This window comes from Tenacibaculum aquimarinum (assembly GCF_022478115.1).
Taxonomy (GTDB): domain Bacteria; phylum Bacteroidota; class Bacteroidia; order Flavobacteriales; family Flavobacteriaceae; genus Polaribacter; species Polaribacter aquimarinum_A.
The window spans coordinates 277342-295878 of record NZ_JAKGSC010000003.1; the positions used below are offsets into that span (position 1 = coordinate 277342).

Sequence of the window (18537 nt, forward strand, 5' to 3'; positions counted from 1 at the left end):
ATAAAACGTTGTTTACAACTTGCTAAAAACGGAATTGGAAATACACGTCCAAATCCGTCAGTTGGTGCTGTAATTGTTCACGATAATAAAATTATTGGAGAAGGTTTTACTTCAGCCTACGGCGGAAATCACGCGGAAGTAAATGCTTTAAATTCTGTTGAAAATAAAGAGTTATTAAAGGATTCTACAATTTATGTTACGCTAGAGCCTTGCTCACATTTTGGTAAAACGCCGCCTTGTGCCGATTTAATTGTAAAACATAAAATACCCAATGTTGTAATTGGTTGTGTGGACACAAATAGTTTGGTTGCTGGAAAAGGAATTGAACGACTAGAAAATGCCAGAATTAACGTTACAGTAGGTGTTTTAGAAACGGAATGTTTAGAACATCACAAACGATTTTTTACAGTTCAGAATACAAAACGACCGTATATTATTTTAAAATGGGCGCAAACAAAAGATGGTTTTATTGCTCCGATTTCTAAAGATGAACAAAAACCAGTTTGGATTTCTAACCAATATTCACAACAATTAGTGCATAAATGGAGAAGTGAAGAACACGCAATTTTAGTAGGAACAAATACGGTTGTTGCAGATAATCCTAAATTGAATGTAAGAAGTTGGTCAGGAAATAATCCTGTAAGAGTTGTGTTAGATGCAAATTGTCGTTTAGATAAAAATGTTAATGTTTTTGACGGAAGTGTTGAAACTTTAGTTCTTGTTGATTCCAGAAACAAGAAACAAGAAATAAGACAAAACTTGATTTTTGAGCAAATTGACTTTTCTGAAAATATAGCAAATCAAATTTGCGAAGTTTTACAAAAACACAAAATTCAGTCAGTAATTATTGAAGGAGGTTCTCAAACTTTACAAACCTTTATTGATGAAAATATCTGGGATGAAGCGCGTGTTTTTACAAGTGAAGTTTCTTTTGAAAGTGGAGTAGTTGCACCGCAATTTTCAGCCAACGTTTTTTCTGAAGAAAAAATAAAAAACGACTCATTAAGAATATATAGAAATGATTAAAAATATAGTTTTCGATTTTGGTGATATATTTATCAATTTAGACAAACAAGGAACTTACAAAGAGTTAGCAAAATTAGGTGTTACACAGATTTCTGAAAAGATGATTGCTGTATATCATCAATATGAAAAAGGGTTGATTTCTACGGATGAATTTGTTGGTTTTTATCACAAAGAATTCAATATAAATAAAGACGATTTAATTAGAAGTTGGAATGCTATTTTGTTAGATTTTCCGAAGGAAAGATTAGCGTTTTTAAAAGAACTTGCAGCAAGTGAAAAATATAGATTATTCTTATTAAGCAATACAAACGAGTTGCATATTTCTTGGATTCAAGAAGATTGGGGAATGGAATTGTACAACGAGTTTAAAAACTGTTTTGAGCAGTTTTATTTGTCGCACGAAATCAATTTTAGAAAACCAGATTCTGAGATTTATCAATTTGTATTGGATCAAAATAATTTGGTTGCAAGTGAAACTCTTTTTGTTGACGATTTAAAGGAAAATACTGAAGCAGCAAAAGAAGTAGGTTTACAAGTTTGGAATTTAATTCCTGGCGAAGAAGATGTAACAGAATTATTCACAAAAAAAGAATTTTAGATTTGATTTATCTTGTTTTAAGTATACTAATTTCTAGTTTACTATTTGTAATTTTTAAATTGTTTGATGTGTTTAAAGTCAACACGTTACAAGCAATTGTTGTAAATTATATAATTGCATTTTCTTTTGGAATTTTTACATCAGATATTTCAATGTCTGTTGCAGAAGTGCCAAAACAACCTTGGTTTATAGGCGCGTTTTGTTTGGGATTTTTATTTATTTCCATCTTTAATGTAATGGGAATTACAGCGCAAAAAAACGGATTGTCAGTTGCATCAGTAGCAGGTAAAATGTCTGTGATAATTCCAATTATATTCGGAATTATAGTGTACAATGAAAGTGTTGGAGTTGTAAAAGTTGTTGGAATTTTATTGGCATTAATTGCGGTGTATTTATCATCTGCAAAAAACGATAATTCTCCAGTGAAATTTAAGAATTTACTTTTCCCTTTATTACTTTTTGTAGGTTCTGGAGTTTTAGACACCGCTTTAAAATATGTAGAAACTAATTCAGTTTCAGAAAATAATGTTCCGTTATTTTTAGCAACCATTTTTGGCTGTGCATTTGTATTAGGAAGTCTCTTAATTGTTATTCAAGTTGTACGTGGAAAATTAAAATTCCAATGGAAAAACGTTTTAGGCGGAATTGCACTTGGAATTCCGAATTACTATTCAATGGAATTCTTGTTAAAAGCCTTTAAAACAGATATAGAAAGCTCAACGTTATTCACCATAAATAACGTGGGAATTGTAATTTTAACAACCGTTTTTGCATTGTTATTCTTTCAGGAAAAACTAATAAAAAAGAATTGGGTTGGTATTTCATTAGCTGTAATTAGCATAATTTTAGTAACTTTTGGTTCATAAATTATGGAAGAAAAAGATACGTATAAAACAATTACTTCAGCTTCAGAAGAAACACTGTTTAAAGATAGAAACAGTAAGTTTTTTGGCTATGCGTTTCCTGTTTTTAATGAAGATGATGTTAAAGAATCTTTAGAAATCTTAAAAAAGAAGCATCATTCTGCACGTCATTTTTGTTATGCTTGGCAATTTGGAGTTGAGAAAATCCGTTTTAGAGCAAATGACGATGGAGAACCAAGTAATTCTGCAGGAATGCCAATTTATGGGCAAATTCAGTCTTTTGATGTAACCAATGTTTTAGTAGTTTCTGTGCGTTATTTTGGCGGGACAAAATTAGGCGTTGGCGGACTGATAAATGCCTACAGAACTTCTGCACAAATAACTTTAGAAGCTTCTAATATTATTGAAAAAACCATAGATATTCAATACAAACTTACTTTTGAATACGATATGATGAACAAAGTACAACGTGTTGTAAAGGAAAGAAACTTAAATATTACAGCTCAAAAATTAGAAATGAATTGTGAGTATACAATTTCAGTAAGAAAAAAAGACGCACAAACAATTTTTGATATTTTCAACAATTTATTTAAAGTTGAAATTAAAGAATTAGACTAATATTTAGTTGTTTCTAAGAGAAAATTTCTCGAACTTCGCTACAATTGTAAAATTTTGTTCAACAATACTTTAAAGAGAAAAATGAAAAACTATATCCTGTTAATTTTAGTGTTATTTTTAGCTGTTAGTTGTACTGATAAAAAAGAAATTAGTTCTATTAATCCGGAGAACTGGTTAAAAAGAAAAATTGATATCAGTAAAAATGACTCGTTAGAATACGGGAAGTCTTATTTGTCTATTTACTCTCAAATTTATAGTATTTCAGAACATAAAAGACACAATTTAACAGCAACAGCTAGTTTAAGAAATACTAGCGATACAGATACAATTTATCTTTTAAAAGCAAAATATTACGATACACACGGCGCAGTTCTTAGAACGTATTTTGATTTTCCTATTTATTTAGCGCCAATGGAAACTACCGAAATAATAATAGACGAATCTGATGTTGAAGGAGGAACAGGTTCTAACTTTATTTTTGAATGGAAAATTCCAAAAGGTGCTTCAGAACCTTTGTTTGAAGGAATAATGAACTCAACAATGGGGCAACAAGGACTTTCTTTTACTACACATGCTAAACGAATTAAGTAGTTTTTTTGAGAATTTATCTTAAGTGGAAGTTAAGGAGTTGTAGTGAAACTTAGTTTGACTCTAAACATATTTTTGGGTAACTTCGCTAACGTTGAATATCCACAATTAAAACAATGGATATTCTTTTACATTACCTGCAAGCTGAAAAAAAACATTGAGAATGACAAAAAACATTACACTTCTGATTTTAATTTTCATTATCTCAAGTTGCTCTGCGCAAGAAAATTTAAAAGACTTTTATTATCCATTTTCAAATAAAACAGAAACCAAAGTTTATAAATACGTGGATAAAAACGACTCGACAAAAATTGAGTATTGGAAAGTGACATCAAATCCGAAAACAAATGAATTGAAAACAGTTTCTTACGATTCTGACTTTAATATTTATAACATGTTTGACGAGATTATAACAGAAAATGGAGCTGAATTAACAGCTTACTCTGACTTCGAAATGAATGATAAAGAAGAAAGAAAAGAAATCAAAGCAAAGGTAATTGACAAAGACGTTTACAAATGGAATGGAGATAAAGAGTACATATATTCTGTTAAATATATAAATAAATATGGTCGCTTCGATTTTAAAAAGAAAAGAGCGGAATCTGGAATTGAAAATATTACTGTAAATGGAAAGGAATATGAAGCTGTGAAATATAGAGACGACTATATGATTTTAGCACTAGACCACGATGTTGAGCAAAGATTTTATCAAGATACATTTTATGTAAAAGCCAGCAGGTAACACTGTATATAATTTATTGCTTGGTTCTAGTCTACTTACGAAAATCCTCGTGGATTTTCTATTCGGTTTTTATTTACTAAATAAGTTGCGTAACCAAGCAACAGAGCATACACAAACCCTTCAACAAGCCTTCATTTTTAGACATTAACAAACTCCTTAAAAATCAATTGTTTATTTAATAAAATTTCGTACATTTGCACTCCTTTTTACGAGAGCAGATTTGTAAAAGGAATTTATAAAACAAGAACAAGTTTAATATCTCTTAGAGTTAATATCGTTAAAAATCTGATTAACAACAAGATACAAAGTTAATTTCAGGATGTCTGAAGAAACAAAAAACACTACTGAAGAAGTAGTAACTACACCAGAAGCAGTTCAAGAAACTGTAAACCCAGCACAATTTTTAGCAACATTTAACTGGCATAAATACGAAGAAGGTATTGATGAGGTTGATGAATCTAAATTAGCAGAATTCGAAAAAGCGTTAGAAGGAACTGTAGGTTTCGTAAACGAACGTGATGTAATCGAAGGAACTGTAACAAGAATTACTGAGCGTGATGCAATTATTGACATCAACTCTAAGTCAGAAGGAGTTATTTCTTTAAACGAATTCCGTTACAACCAAGGTTTAGCTGTTGGAGATAAAGTAGAAGTATTAGTTGACAAAAGAGAAGATGCAACTGGTCAATTAGTATTATCTCACAAAAAAGCTCGTGTAATTAAAGCATGGGATAGAGTAAACAACGCACACGAAACAGGAGAAATTGTTAACGGTTTTGTTAAGTGTCGTACAAGAGGAGGTATGATTGTAGATGTATTCGGTATCGAAGCATTCTTACCAGGATCTCAAATTGATGTTAAGCCAATTAGAGATTACGATCAGTATGTAGAAAAAACTATGGAATTCAAAGTTGTAAAAATCAACCACGAATTTAAAAACGTAGTAGTATCTCATAAAGCTCTTATTGAAGCAGATTTAGAAGATCAAAAGAAAGAAATCATTGGCCAATTAGAAAAAGGACAAGTATTAGAAGGTGTTGTAAAAAACATTACTTCTTATGGTGTGTTCGTAGATTTAGGTGGTGTAGATGGTTTAGTTCACATTACAGATTTATCTTGGTCAAGAATTAACCACCCGAACGAGGTTGTTGAGTTAGATCAAAAATTAAACGTTGTAATCTTAGATTTCGATGACAACAAATCTAGAATCCAATTAGGATTAAAACAATTATCAGCACATCCTTGGGAAGCTTTAAATACTGACTTAAAAGTTGGAGATAAAGTAAACGGAGAAGTAGTTGTAATTGCAGATTACGGTGCATTCGTAGAAATAGAAGAAGGTGTTGAAGGATTAATTCACGTATCAGAAATGTCTTGGTCTACGCACTTACGTTCAGCTCAAGATTTCGTAAAAGTTGGAGATAAAGTAGAAGCGCAAGTTTTAACTTTAGACCGTGAAGACCGTAAAATGTCTTTAGGTATGAAACAATTACACCCAGATCCATGGACAGATATTACATCTAAATATCCAGTAGGTTCTACACACACAGGTATTGTACGTAACTATACAAACTTTGGTGTATTCGTAGAAATGGAAGAAGGTATAGACGGTTTAGTTTATATTTCTGATTTATCTTGGACTAAGAAAATTAAGCATCCATCAGATTTCGTATCTGTAGGAGACAAATTAGAAGTTCAAGTATTAGAATTAGACGTAGAAAACAGAAAATTAAACTTAGGTCATAAGCAAACACAAGACAATCCTTGGGATGGTCATGAAGCTACTTATGCTTTAGATTCTGTACACGCAGGAACAATTAAAGATAAGAATGATAAAGGCGCAACTGTAACATTTGCAGATGGTGTAGAAGCATTCGTTCCAGGACGTTTATTAGAAAAAGAAGACGGAAGTAAATTAGGAAAAGGAGATTCTGCAGATTTCAAAATTATTGAATTCAGTAAAGAATACCGTAGAATAGTTGCTTCTCATACAGCTTTATTCAAAGAAGAAGAAAAGAGAAACATCAAAGCTGCTGCTAAGAAAGCTGCAGACGTTGAAAAAACAACTCTTGGAGACATCGGTGGATTGGCTGAGTTAAAGAAGAAAATGGATTCTAAGAACTAATATTCTTACTACCATAAATTACAGAAAGCCGTTACGTAAGTAGCGGCTTTTTTTTGTTCTGAACTTGTTTCATAATCTTATGATTTTATATTTTTTTTACTTGGGCGTTCCCTTTCAGGTCGCGCTTTTCGCTGTATCTTTTATTCATTCTTCATAAAAGGATGCCGCTACAATCCCTAACGCAACTACTTGCTAACAAAAAGTAATTTTTCTTTTGTCTTTTCTCTTTAATCTTTTATCTAATTCGTATTTTTACACTCAAACAAATTGTAAAAAGTAAATTAAAGAAATGACATTAATAAAATCTATATCAGGAATAAGAGGAACAATTGGAGGAAATATTGGAGATAATTTAACACCAATAGATGCCGTAAAATTTGCATCCGCTTACGGAACCTTTATCAAAAATAACAATCCTAAGAAAGATAAAATAAAAATTATTATTGGTAGAGATGCACGTATTTCTGGTAAAATGATAAGTTCTTTAGTAGCAAATACATTGGTAGGTTTGGGAATTGATGTTGTAGATTTAGGATTATCAACAACACCAACAGTAGAAGTTGCTGTACCGTTAGAAAAAGCCGATGGAGGAATCATTTTAACAGCATCGCACAACCCAAAACAATGGAATGCGTTAAAGTTATTAAATGAAAAAGGAGAGTTTTTAAATGGAGAAGACGGAGCAAAGATTTTAGAAATTGCAGAAAGCGATAACCTAACATTTGCAGAAGTAGACGATTTAGGAACGTATAAGAAGAATAAGAAGTACTTAAAAAAACATATAAAAGAAGTTTTAAAGTTAGATTTAGTTGATGTAAAAGCAATTAAAAAAGCAAACTTTAAAGTTGTAGTTGATGGTGTAAACTCTACTGGAGGAATCTTTATTCCAGCTTTATTAAAAAAGTTAAACGTAGAATGTGTTGAGTTATATTGTGAGCCAAACGGACAGTTTCCTCACAACCCAGAACCATTAAAAGAAAACTTAACCGATATTGCTGAATTGGTAGTTAAAGAAAAAGCTGATTTAGGAATTGTTGTAGATCCAGACGTAGATAGATTAGCGTTAATCTCAGAAGATGGTTCTATGTTTGGAGAAGAATACACACTAGTTGCTTGTGCAGATTACGTTTTAGGACGTTTAGGAGGCGGAAACACAGTTTCTAACCTTTCATCTTCAAGAGCGCTTAGAGATGTTACAGAAAAGCACGGAGGAACCTATACAGCTTCAGCAGTTGGAGAAGTAAACGTGGTAATTAAAATGAAAGAAACAAACACCGTAATTGGTGGAGAAGGAAATGGAGGAATTATTTATCCAGCTTCTCACTACGGAAGAGATTCTTTAGTTGGTGTAGCGTTGTTTTTATCGCATTTAGCACACAAGAAAATGTCTTGTAAAGAATTAAGAGATTCGTATCCAAGTTACTTTATGAGTAAAAATAAGATTCAATTAACACCACAAATAAATGTTGATGAAATCTTAGAAACAATGGCTTCAACATATAAAAATGAAGATGTAAACACTATAGATGGTGTAAAAATTGATTTTGCAGAAGAATGGATTCATTTAAGAAAATCGAATACAGAGCCAATTATTAGAATTTATACAGAAGCTAAAAGTCAGCAAAAAGCAGACGATTTAGCGGTGCGTTTTATCAAAGAAATAGAAGAAATTATTAAGTAAAAGTACTTCTTAGTAAAGTAGTATAATTCGTTGTTTATTATGAGTAATTTAGAACAGTATTTTCAGCAATTTAGAAAGCATATTATTGGTAAAGACCAAACATTTATGTCTCCTTATGGTGAACAAAAAATTATATATTGTGATTGGACTGCAAGTGGAAGATTGTACAGACCAATAGAAGAAAAGTTAATAAATGATTTAGGTCCTTTTGTAGCAAATACTCATACAGAAACTTCTACTACAGGTGCAGCAATGACATTGGCGTACCATGAAGCTAGAAATATTATTAAACGTCATGTAAATGCTTCTAAAAATGATATTCTTATTACTGAAGGAAGTGGAATGACAGGTGTTGTAAATAAGTTTCAACGAATTTTAGGATTAAAAATTTCTGAAAATTTAAAAGAAAATACTATTGTTCCTGAAAAGAAAAAACCAGTAGTTTTTGTTAGCCACATGGAACACCATTCTAATCAGACTTCATGGTTAGAAACTATAGCAGATGTTGTAGTTGTTCCTTGTAATAAAGCAGGTTTAGTTTGTTTGCAAATGTTTGAAGAAACAATAATTAAATATAAAGATAGACCAATAAAAATTGCTTCAATAAGTGGAGGTTCTAATGTAACAGGAATTAAAACAAATCACCATAAAGTTGCAGCCTTAATTCATAAATATGGCGGATTGTGTTTTGTAGATTTTGCGTGTTCAGCACCATATATCGATATAGATATGCATCCAGAAAATGAAGATGAATATTTAGATGCAGTTCTATTTTCTCCTCATAAATTTTTAGGAGGACCTGGAAGTTCGGGGGTTTTAATTTTTAATAAGAAACTATACAAAAACATGATTCCTGATAACCCAGGAGGAGGAACTGTTAGTTATACAAATCCTTGGGGACAACATGATTATTTTGATGATGTAGAAACTAGAGAAGATGGTGGAACTCCTGCTTTTTTACAAACCATAAAAATTGCATTAAGTATTCAGTTGAAAGATAAAATGGGAACTGAAAACATTAAAAAGCGAGAAGATGAAATAAACGAGCAATTATTTGCTGTTTTAGAAAGTTTGGAAGGTGTACATATTTTAGCGCCCAATAATAAAGATAGATTGAGTATTTTTTCTTTTTATTTCGAAAAATATCATTTCAATTTAGTTGTTAAATTGTTAAATGATAGGTTTGGAATACAAACACGTGGTGGTTGTTCTTGTGCAGGAACTTATGGGCATTTCTTATTAAATGTAAATCAAGAAACATCTAATAGAATTAAAGGAGAAATTTTAGAAGGTTGTAATACTGAAAAACCAGGTTGGATTCGCCTTTCAATTCATCCAACAATTACAAATGAAGAAATTAACTTTATCTGTGATTCCTTAAGAATTCTTAATGAAAATATAGCAGATTGGTCTAAGGATTATAAATACGACATGCAGAAAAATGACTATGTTCACATTTCAGCAAAACCAATAGAAAAGAAATTAGTAGAAAACTGGTTTTCAGTTTAAGCTTTCTTTCTAAGTTTTAACCATTCATCATATTTGCCTTTATGCTTGAATCTCTTATGAGACCAAAGATAAAACTCGGGCTGTTTTACAATATGATCTTCCGTTATTTTAAGGTATTTTTCAGTTAAATCATAATCTTTAAAATCGTTTGGAGATGCTGTTATTAATTGTAAATCAGAAGTGTAATGCCCTCTTTTAATTTTAGTTGTATTAATATTTACAACAGCAAGATTAAATTTTTTGGCTATAGTTTCTGCGCCAGTATGTACAGGAACAAAATTATTTAAAAATGTAGCCCAATGTCTTGTTTTAATTGGCATAGGAGATTGGTCGCTAAGCAACATATATAAACTTTGTTGTTTGGTTTTAAATCGCTCCTGAAGCTTGCTATTGAATAATCCTGTAGGGCAACCATTATAACCAAACCTAATTCTAGAATTATAAATTACTTTCTCAAAATATTTATTCTGAATTTTTGTGTAAGCTCCTAAGCAGCTAATGTCCACAAATAAAGGCAGACCAAAAGCCCATTCCCAATTTGCTTGGTGTGAACCTACTAAAGCAATATTTTTACCTTCTTTAGTTAATTTATCAATAATTTCGATATTGGTATACTGATATCTTTTCTTTATTTCTTTTTCAGAAATTGAAAAGGATTTTATGCTTTCAAATATTAAATCTGTAAAATGTTGGAAGAATTTTTTAGAAATGCTTTTAAGTTCTTTTTCACTTTTATCAGGAAAGGCAGCTTGTATGTTGCTATAAACTACTTTTTTTCTATAGCCTACTATGTAATATAGAATAAAGAAAGAGATGTTAGATTTTAGATACAAAATTGGCATTGGTAACCTTGAGGTAATCCATATTATAGGATATACAATTGCGAAAATTAAAAGTTTCATAGAGTTGTTTGCTTACTACAAATATCTAACATTTCTATAAATTAACATATTCTAATACAAATTAATAATTTTGCGTAAATTTACCCGAATTTTTAACGAATGAATCAAGTAGTTTTATTAATAATTATTGCAACAGTTTTATTCTCCTACAAAGGATTTAACGATTTTTCTTTTTTTGATAAATATAAATTTCAAGTAGGTAAAATACTAGGAGGAGATAAAATAAGAATGTTAACATCTGGATTTTTACATGCAGATTGGATGCATTTAGGTTTCAATATGTATGCTTTATATTTATTTGGAGGTATTGTAATTAATAATTTAGGAAATACAAGTTTCTTAATTATCTATTTTGGTAGTTTACTTATAGCAAGTATGTATTCTTTACATTATCATAAAAAAGAACCCTATTACAGTGCAATTGGAGCTTCTGGTGCAGTTTCTGGAATCGTCTATTCTGCAATAATGCTGTATCCAGATATGGAACTAATTATGTTTCCTTTGCCAATACCGATTCCGGGATATATTTTTGGAGTAGGGTATTTATTATATTCAATCTATGGAATGAAAAAACAGCTAGGAAATGTTGGTCATTCAGCTCACTTAGGAGGAGCAATGGGAGGTTTTATTCTTACCATTGTGTTATTTCCTCAAATAATTTCAATAAACAAAACAATGATACTTTTATTAGCAGTTCCAATTATTGGCTTATTGCTTTTTGGTAGTAAATTAAAAAAATAGATAAAGAAAAAAGATGGACAAAACTCAAAACACTTCCCTAATATCAAAGATTATATTGCTACTATATTTAGTTGTAGGTTTATCTCCAAAAGTAGTAGAAATAGAATACGAAGGTTTTCAATGGTTATACTTTTCTGTGTTAAATATAATATCATTAGGTTTTATTTATTCTCAAAAAGATGTTTTAAAGCCTTTTAATGTTGGTAAAAGTACCAAACAGTTTTTTTTAATATTCTTTTTGTTTTTTATTGCTTCACTTGTATCTATTTTTCAAGCTACAATTGTCAGTGAAAGTTTGGTGCATATTGCCAGGTTGTTTAATGTAATTGTTGCAACTTTTGTAGTGTTTACTTTAGTTAAAAGTAACCCCAAAGACTTTTTTGAATTTGTTTGTAAAATATGTGTGGTTTTATTGGCTTATCATTCTATAGTTACTCTAGAACATTATTTAGGTAATTATAATAAGCCTAGAAATAGAGAGTTATTTAAAACATTTTTATATTATTATGGAAATGTAAATATATTTACTGCAAGTTTAATTGTTAAACTTCCCTTTGCTATTTACTTATACTTTAAGAGTAATAGTAAAATTTGGAAAATGTTAAGTGGTATTGTAGTTTTTACAACTACGCTGTCATTAATTTTTGTAGGATCTAGAGCTGCGTTATTATCTATGGTTTTAATTTTTGGAATAACATTTTTAACTTATTTATTATCTGTTTCTTCTAAAGAGAATAAAAAGCTGAAAATTGGAAACTTAACTTATTTAATATTAGTTCCGTTGATTGCATTGTTTTTAATGATGAATGTAAATAGAATTGATAAAAATAAAATGAATTCTTTTGCTTTAGCTACAACTTATAGCTCTAATGATTATAAAAAATTAGATAGATTTATAGCAAAATACCCTAAAAGTGATGTAACAACAGTTGTAGTTAAGAAGGATCAAGATGATTTTTTAACCAAACTAATAAAAGTTACGGGACGTTATAATATATGGAATTCTGCAATTGTAATTTTTAAAGAGAATCCATTTTTAGGAATTGGTTATGGAAATTATAAAATTTATCCTCATAAAAACTATTTTTTAAAGAAACAAAGTAGTGGAGGTACCTTTGGTAAACCTATTAGGGTTCATAATGATTTTTTTGAAAAGTTTGTCGAAATAGGAATAATTGGAGGAATACTTTATTTAATGCTTTTCATATTTATTTTAAAACAATTAATATCTAAATTTAAAAGTGAAAATAAGGAAATAGTGTTGTTTTTACTACTTTCAGGGTTGGCTTATACTATTGATGCGTTTTTTAATTTCCCACTAGAAAGAGCTCCTGTACAGTTGTTTTTTGTACTGGTTTCTGGGTTTGCTCTAGCATTAACAAATTCAAACAAAGAAGAGAAAGAAGCTTCTAGTATAACAAGTATTCTTTTTGTTCCTATTGTGTTAGTATCAATAATAACTATTTTTTCTAATTATCTAGTTTTTAAAGCTTATAGTATTAATACAGCTATTAAGAATGAAAAAGTTTTAAAGAAAAGAGGAGATTATGAGTTCACTTTTTCTGAAATGAATGGTTTAATAAAAGAATATCCAACTTTAGATCAAGATGGTATAAAAATGAAATACTATTTAGCTACCTATGCTGCAAAAGAACAAAAGTATGACACTGCCCTTGAGATATTAACTCAAGCTTCCAGTTTAAATGTCCATGATTTTTTAATAAAAAAGCAAAAAGCAGAAATCTTTTTAAAGGGGCTAAAACAATTAGATAGTTCTGAACATTACTTTAAGGAAGTTTTTAATTCTTATCCATCTTACAAGTTTAACTATACAATGTTGAAAAATATATATAAAGGAAAAAAGGATACTGTAAATTTCGAAAAATTAATGAATAAGTATACTTCAGTTAATAAGATTGATGCAGTAGCATGGATAAATAAAACTGATTATTTTTACAAGAAAAATAAAGATTTAAAAGCTGCAATAGAAACTTTAGATACTGCTATATCTTATAGGAAAACTTTAAATTTGCTTGAAGCTAAACAAAAATTACAGAAGCACAAAAACGTAAATAGTTATATTAAAAAAGCTGAAACAAAAAAACTTTATGATGAAGTAATTGCTTATTACAATAAGGGTAAGTTTACTGAAGCTAAAACTCTTCTTTTGAAAATGCTTAAAAATAATCCTAATGATCATTTTGCAGTTCTTTATATAGGTATTATGGAGTTAAGCTTAAAGAACTACGAGTCGTCAGTAAAGTACTTAACAGAGTCTATAGATAAAAACATATTTAAAGACGGTAAGGCTGAGTATTGTAGGGCTTTGAGTTATGAAAAATTAGGTCAAAAAGAAAAAGCAAAAGCAGATTATAGAGCTGCAAGAGCTAAGAAGTTTCCGCAAGCAATGAGTTTGCCAGAATCAAAATATAAATAAAAACAAAAATCCGAAACCATTTAGTTTCGGATTTTTTTTGAGCGAAAGACCAGGTTCGAACTGGCGACATTCAGCTTGGAAGGCTGACGCTCTACCAACTGAGCTACTTTCGCGGGTAAAGAGCTGCAAATATAAGACCTATTTTTAGTTATGCAACCTTTTTTTAGAAAAAAATTAATAAAATTTATTGTCTTCCCTCAACACTTTTAAAAAATGAAATCCATATATATTATAACCTTCATTATAATAAAACTTATGAGATTGATTATTAACTACATACGTGTTTAATTCAATTGCTTCACAACCTTTGGCAATTACATGAGTATTAATCCAATTAAAAAATTGCTTTCCTAATTTTTGCCCTCTATAAGCTTCGTCAATTACAACATGGTCTGGCTCTGCACTTTTTCCAATATAATGTCTTGTTGAATACCATAAACCAGAAATGCCTATTAAATCACCGTTTAAATACATTCCTATGCATTCATAATTAGTTAGTGAAGCCATTTCTTTAACACGTTCTTCTAAAATATGCTTAGGTGTTTTAGTATTCAATTTTTGTAAAAGAGGAATTATTTTTAATATGTCTTTTGGAGCTATAGTTTGTATTTGAATACTCATGGAAATATTTTTTGTAAATATATTGTTTGTATATTTCCTAACCAATAGAAAAGACAACGAGATAAAAATGATAAAAAATATTTCTGCAGAAGAAACATATGCTATAAGAAAATCAGTTTTAAGAGAAGGTGTTGACTTGCCTTTTAAGTTTGATGGTGATTTTAATAAAGAAACCTTTCATTTGGGGGCTTTTAAAAATATTAAATTAGTAGGAATTGCTTCATTGATGAAAACTGAAAGTAATTTGTTATCATATAAGAAGCAGTATCAATTAAGAGGAATGGCAACTATAAATGATGTAAGAGGTTTAGGTTATGGTTCTAAAATTATTGATGAAGTAATTTTACAATTAAAAATGATGAATATCGAGTGTGTTTGGTGTAATGCTAGAGAAATTGCAATCGATTTTTATATTAAAAAAGGGTTTAGTATTATTGGTAATCCTTTTACAATTAGTCAAATTGGGAAGCATTTTGTCATGTATAAAAAAATCCCGAATTAAAATTCGGGATTTTGTAGCGAAGACGGGATTTGAACCCGTGACCTCAGGGTTATGAATCCTGCGCTCTAACCAACTGAGCTACCTCGCCTGATTGCGGGTGCAAATATAATTGAATTTTACTCTTTAACAAGGTATGTGCTTAATTTTTTTTAAAAAGAATTAATACTTATCTTGACGGCCAAACAAACAGCTAATATGAGTAAAATTAAATACGATTTAGAAATCCCAATACATGCATCGCCCAGTATGCTGTATCAATATATTTCTTCACCTTCTAATTTAGAGGAATGGTTTGCAGATAAAGTAAACGCAAGAGGTAAGGTGGTTACTTTTGAATGGGATGGAACAGAGGAACAAGCAGAGATTGTAACAAAAAAATCAGGAGAACGAATTAGATTTAAATGGCTCGAAAGTGAAGATGATGAAAGCTATTTTGAAATTAAAATTCAGGTAGATGCACTTACTAAAGACGTATCGTTAATAGTTACAGATTTTGCTGAAGAAGATGAAGTGGAAGAATCGAAACAACTTTGGGGAAATCAAATTGAAGAATTAAGACATACAATTGGAGCTTAAAATTCATCAAAATAAATAAGTTAAACTCGGCAATTTGTCGAGTTTTTTTGTGTCTATTTCTAATTGAAATATACTAACTTTGCACTGTAAAATTTTATTGAATGATTAATTATAACGGAGACTTATCTCAAACTGAAAATGTAAATATTTCTATTGAAAATAGAGGGTTTAAGTATGGAGATGCTATTTTTGAAACCATTAAAATAAATAACGGAAGAGTAGTTTTTTTTGAAGACCATTATTTTCGTTTAATGGCTTCAATGAGAATGTTAAGAATGAAAATTCCAATGCATTTTACATTAGAGTTTCTTGAGCAAGAAATTTTAAAAACTGTTGCTACACAAGATAAAGCAAATTCTTTTAGAGCACGTCTAACCGTATATAGGAAAGACGGAGGTTTATACACGCCAAATACAAATGAAGTTGATTTTTTAATTGAGGTTTCAGCCAACACTTTTCAAACTAAAGAATCGTATTCGATTGATTTATATAAAGATTTTTATAATTTTTCTGGGCTTTTATCAACCATAAAAACAAATAATAGAATGGTAAATACACTTGCAAGTATTTATGCTTCTGAAAATGATTTTGATAATTGTGTTTTATTAAATGAACGCAAAGGTGTTGTGGAAGTTACAAACGGAAATATTTTTATTATTAAAGGGAAAACAATTAAAACACCAGCAATAACTGAAGGTTGTATTAAAGGAATTGTTAGAAAAAAGGTAATTGAGATTATTGAAAAGCATCCAGATTTTAATATTGAAGAAACTGTTATTTCTCCTTTTGAAATTCAAAAAGCAGATGAAGTTTTTATAACCAATGCAATAGTTGGTATTCAACCTGTAACTAAATATAGAAAGAAAGAGTTTTCTGTAGCAGTAAGCTCTAAGCTTCAAAGTAGCTTAAAATTACTAGAAATTACAGGGAAGTAGTTATTTAATTTAGGTTAATATCACTCGGTGCATTTGCCCAGAGTTTATACTTGCCACCTTTTTGAAGTAATTTGTTTTTCCATATAGTTTCATTGTCTGTTGCAAAGATATTAGGAAAATCATTTTCAGAAATAAACCAAGAATTGGTTGTTAATTCATCATTTAATTGATTGGCTCCCCAACCAGAATAACCTAAGAAAAAACGAATCTCATTACTTTTTATTAATTTATTAATCAATAAAGTTTTTAAAGACTCAAAATTACCTCCCCAATAAATGCCATTAGCAACTTCTATGCTATTAGGAATTAAATCTGGAACATTGTGTACAAAATATAAATTATCTTGTTCTACAGGGCCGCCTTGAAATACTGTAAAATTACAATCTATTTCAGGAATTAAATCGTTAACAGTATAAGGTAAAGGTCTATTTAAAATAAAACCAACAGTATTTTTATCTGTATGTTCAGTAAGAAGCACAATAGATCTTTTAAACGAATTATCGTTTAAAATAGAAGGCTCGGCAATTAATAATCTTCCTTTTGTTGGTTTTAGGGTAGTCATACACTTTTAAGTTATGATATATTAAAAGTAGTGATTTTTAGCAAATAAAAAAACTCTCTTAAAAATAAGAGAGCTTTTTATATAAAAAAACTTTTAATTTTTTTAGTTTACAGCTTTAGATAAACCTGCACCAGCTTTAAATTTAGCTACGTTTTTAGCTTGAATTTGGATAGCTTTTCCAGTTTGTGGATTTCTTCCAGTTCTTGCAGCTCTTTTAGATACTGACCAAGTTCCCCATCCAACTAAAGATACTTTACCACCTTTTTTTAAAGTAGAAGTTACGTTATCTGTTAAAGAGTCTAAAGCAGCTTTAGCTGCAGCTTTTGAAATTCCTGCATCAGCAGCCATTGCATCAATTAATTCTGATTTGTTCATAATCTGAATGATTTTTTTTAAATTAATATTATATTTCGCTTTGTATAGCTCAACAAATATAGCAGGAATAAGGGTTTGCGCAAGTTTTCGCTCAAAAAAAAGGGTGTTTTGTTAATAAATGATACTAAATTGTTAATAACGAAAGCCAAAAAAGGTAAAATACGTCAATACCTTGCTATTGTTGGGCTTAAAGCATTTTAGAGTTTTCTGAAAAATGAAAGCCATTCAAAAGACTTCTTGAATCCATTTTTTTCTTTCCAGAAAGTTTAATCTCATCTATAATAAGGTATCCATTATTAACTGCAACTTTTAGTTCTTTTTTGGTTGTAATTAAAGTTCCAACTTCTAAAGAGTGAGTTTCTTCTTCCTTGCTTACAGCGTAAATCTTAGCGCTTATTTCTTCATTATTAGTATGTATTAATGTCCAAGCTGCTGGAAATGGGTTTAAACCGCGTATTTTGTTATAAATTACATCTAAAGGTAAAGACCAATCTATTCTGCAATTATGTGGATATAATTTTGGAGCAGATTTTTCTTCTAATTCAGGTTGCTTTGTTGTTTTTACTTCCTCATTTGCAATTAAATCTACAGTTTCAGAAACTAAACCAGCACCAAGATGCATTAATTTATCATGTAACTCTCCAACTGTTTCGTTATTTTTAATATCAATTCCCGATTGCAAAATAATTTCTCCCGTATCAATTTTATCATCAATAAAGAAAGTGGTAACACCTGTTTTTGTTTCTCCATTTATAATTGCCCAATGTATTGGCGCAGCACCTCGGTAATCTGGCAATAAAGAAGCGTGTAAATTAAATGTACCATATGCTGGCATGTTCCAAACAGTTTTTGGTAACATTCTAAAAGCAACTACAATTTGTAAATTAGCATTTAATGCCTTTAATTCTTTTTGAAATTCTTCATTTTTTAAATTTTTAGGTTGAAGAATTGGTAAGTTTTGAGAGCGTGCGTATTTTTTTACTGCAGATTCATTTAATTTTCTTCCACGTCCGGCAGGTTTATCAACCGCAGTTATAACACCAACAACGTTGTATTTATTTTCAACCAAATGTTGTAAAATAGTTACAGCAAAATCCGGTGTTCCCATAAACACAATGCGTATATCTCTCATTTTT

Annotated in this window: 19 protein-coding genes and 2 tRNA genes; 14 read left to right on the top strand and 7 right to left on the bottom strand. The window is 30.0% G+C overall.

Annotated elements, in window-relative coordinates; translation table 11 throughout:
* From ribD to L1S33_RS09460, 9 genes are all read left to right on the top strand, one after another.
* Positions 1 to 1026, top strand: coding sequence for a bifunctional diaminohydroxyphosphoribosylaminopyrimidine deaminase/5-amino-6-(5-phosphoribosylamino)uracil reductase RibD (gene ribD, locus L1S33_RS09420; protein WP_240562172.1), 1026 nt, complete (start codon positions 1 to 3; stop codon positions 1024 to 1026).
* A complete protein-coding gene (locus L1S33_RS09425) occupies positions 1019 to 1624 on the top strand; it encodes an HAD family hydrolase (RefSeq protein ID WP_240562132.1) in 606 nt (201 codons plus the stop codon). The genes ribD and L1S33_RS09425 overlap by 8 nt, the downstream gene beginning before the upstream one ends.
* A 68-nt stretch (positions 1625 to 1692) precedes the next feature.
* Positions 1693 to 2490, top strand: coding sequence for an EamA/RhaT family transporter (locus L1S33_RS09430; RefSeq protein WP_394801768.1), 798 nt, complete (start codon positions 1693 to 1695; stop codon positions 2488 to 2490).
* A 3-nt stretch (positions 2491 to 2493) separates the two neighbouring features.
* On the top strand, positions 2494 to 3105 hold the full coding sequence (locus L1S33_RS09435) for an IMPACT family protein (RefSeq protein WP_240562134.1): 612 nt from the start codon (positions 2494 to 2496) through the stop codon (positions 3103 to 3105).
* Between the two features lie 81 nt (positions 3106 to 3186).
* Complete coding sequence (locus tag L1S33_RS09440; protein ID WP_240562135.1) at positions 3187 to 3696, top strand: DUF3124 domain-containing protein; 510 nt, start codon at positions 3187 to 3189, stop codon at positions 3694 to 3696.
* A gap of 160 nt (positions 3697 to 3856) precedes the next feature.
* Positions 3857 to 4435: a hypothetical protein gene (locus L1S33_RS09445; RefSeq protein ID WP_240562136.1), complete on the top strand. Its 579-nt coding sequence runs from the start codon at positions 3857 to 3859 to the stop codon at positions 4433 to 4435.
* A gap of 319 nt (positions 4436 to 4754) precedes the next feature.
* Positions 4755 to 6560 (top strand): 30S ribosomal protein S1, encoded by a 1806-nt coding sequence (rpsA, locus tag L1S33_RS09450; protein WP_240562137.1) that lies wholly within the window; start codon positions 4755 to 4757, stop codon positions 6558 to 6560.
* Positions 6561 to 6849: 289 nt separating this feature from the next.
* A complete protein-coding gene (gene glmM, locus L1S33_RS09455; protein ID WP_240562138.1) occupies positions 6850 to 8241 on the top strand; it encodes a phosphoglucosamine mutase in 1392 nt (463 codons plus the stop codon).
* A 39-nt stretch (positions 8242 to 8280) separates the two neighbouring features.
* Positions 8281 to 9750 (top strand): aminotransferase class V-fold PLP-dependent enzyme, encoded by a 1470-nt coding sequence (locus L1S33_RS09460; RefSeq protein WP_240562139.1) that lies wholly within the window; start codon positions 8281 to 8283, stop codon positions 9748 to 9750.
* Here the strand turns inward: L1S33_RS09460 and L1S33_RS09465 are convergent.
* The gene (locus L1S33_RS09465) at positions 9747 to 10652 is read right to left on the bottom strand and encodes a lysophospholipid acyltransferase family protein (protein WP_240562140.1); all 906 of its coding nucleotides are present in this window, start codon (positions 10650 to 10652) and stop codon (positions 9747 to 9749) included. The genes L1S33_RS09460 and L1S33_RS09465 overlap by 4 nt on opposite strands.
* A 99-nt stretch (positions 10653 to 10751) precedes the next feature.
* On the opposite strand from L1S33_RS09465, the gene L1S33_RS09470 reads away from it, so the two are divergent.
* Both L1S33_RS09470 and L1S33_RS09475 read left to right on the top strand, forming a co-directional pair.
* Positions 10752 to 11393, top strand: a complete 642-nt coding sequence (locus tag L1S33_RS09470) for a rhomboid family intramembrane serine protease (protein WP_240562141.1) — start codon at positions 10752 to 10754, stop codon at positions 11391 to 11393.
* Positions 11394 to 11406: 13 nt separating this feature from the next.
* Positions 11407 to 13830 (top strand): O-antigen ligase family protein, encoded by a 2424-nt coding sequence (locus L1S33_RS09475; RefSeq protein ID WP_240562142.1) that lies wholly within the window; start codon positions 11407 to 11409, stop codon positions 13828 to 13830.
* 40 nt (positions 13831 to 13870) lie between these two features.
* Here L1S33_RS09475 and L1S33_RS09480 read toward each other — a convergent pair.
* A tRNA-Gly gene (locus L1S33_RS09480) sits at positions 13871 to 13943 on the bottom strand.
* A gap of 61 nt (positions 13944 to 14004) precedes the next feature.
* Positions 14005 to 14451 (bottom strand): GNAT family N-acetyltransferase, encoded by a 447-nt coding sequence (locus tag L1S33_RS09485; RefSeq protein WP_240562143.1) that lies wholly within the window; start codon positions 14449 to 14451, stop codon positions 14005 to 14007.
* A gap of 67 nt (positions 14452 to 14518) precedes the next feature.
* Between L1S33_RS09485 and L1S33_RS09490 the strand changes: the two genes are divergently transcribed.
* On the top strand, positions 14519 to 14953 hold the full coding sequence (locus L1S33_RS09490; RefSeq protein WP_240562144.1) for a GNAT family N-acetyltransferase: 435 nt from the start codon (positions 14519 to 14521) through the stop codon (positions 14951 to 14953).
* A gap of 14 nt (positions 14954 to 14967) precedes the next feature.
* On the opposite strand, the gene L1S33_RS09495 is transcribed toward L1S33_RS09490, so the two are convergent.
* Positions 14968 to 15041, bottom strand: a tRNA-Met gene (locus L1S33_RS09495).
* A gap of 107 nt (positions 15042 to 15148) precedes the next feature.
* Between L1S33_RS09495 and L1S33_RS09500 the strand changes: the two genes are divergently transcribed.
* On the top strand, positions 15149 to 15529 hold the full coding sequence (locus tag L1S33_RS09500; protein WP_240562145.1) for an START-like domain-containing protein: 381 nt from the start codon (positions 15149 to 15151) through the stop codon (positions 15527 to 15529).
* A gap of 101 nt (positions 15530 to 15630) precedes the next feature.
* Positions 15631 to 16464 (top strand): aminotransferase class IV, encoded by an 834-nt coding sequence (locus L1S33_RS09505; RefSeq protein WP_240562146.1) that lies wholly within the window; start codon positions 15631 to 15633, stop codon positions 16462 to 16464.
* A 4-nt stretch (positions 16465 to 16468) separates the two neighbouring features.
* Here the strand turns inward: L1S33_RS09505 and L1S33_RS09510 are convergent, their stop codons facing one another.
* The 3 genes from L1S33_RS09510 to fmt all read right to left on the bottom strand — a co-directional run bounded on the left by L1S33_RS09510 (position 16469) and on the right by fmt (position 18533).
* Positions 16469 to 17026: a YqgE/AlgH family protein gene (locus L1S33_RS09510; RefSeq protein WP_240562147.1), complete on the bottom strand. Its 558-nt coding sequence runs from the start codon at positions 17024 to 17026 to the stop codon at positions 16469 to 16471.
* Positions 17027 to 17128: 102 nt separating this feature from the next.
* The gene (locus tag L1S33_RS09515; protein WP_240552676.1) at positions 17129 to 17401 is read right to left on the bottom strand and encodes an HU family DNA-binding protein; all 273 of its coding nucleotides are present in this window, start codon (positions 17399 to 17401) and stop codon (positions 17129 to 17131) included.
* 187 nt (positions 17402 to 17588) lie between these two features.
* The gene (gene fmt, locus L1S33_RS09520; RefSeq protein WP_240562148.1) at positions 17589 to 18533 is read right to left on the bottom strand and encodes a methionyl-tRNA formyltransferase; all 945 of its coding nucleotides are present in this window, start codon (positions 18531 to 18533) and stop codon (positions 17589 to 17591) included.
* Positions 18534 to 18537 lie beyond the last annotated feature (4 nt).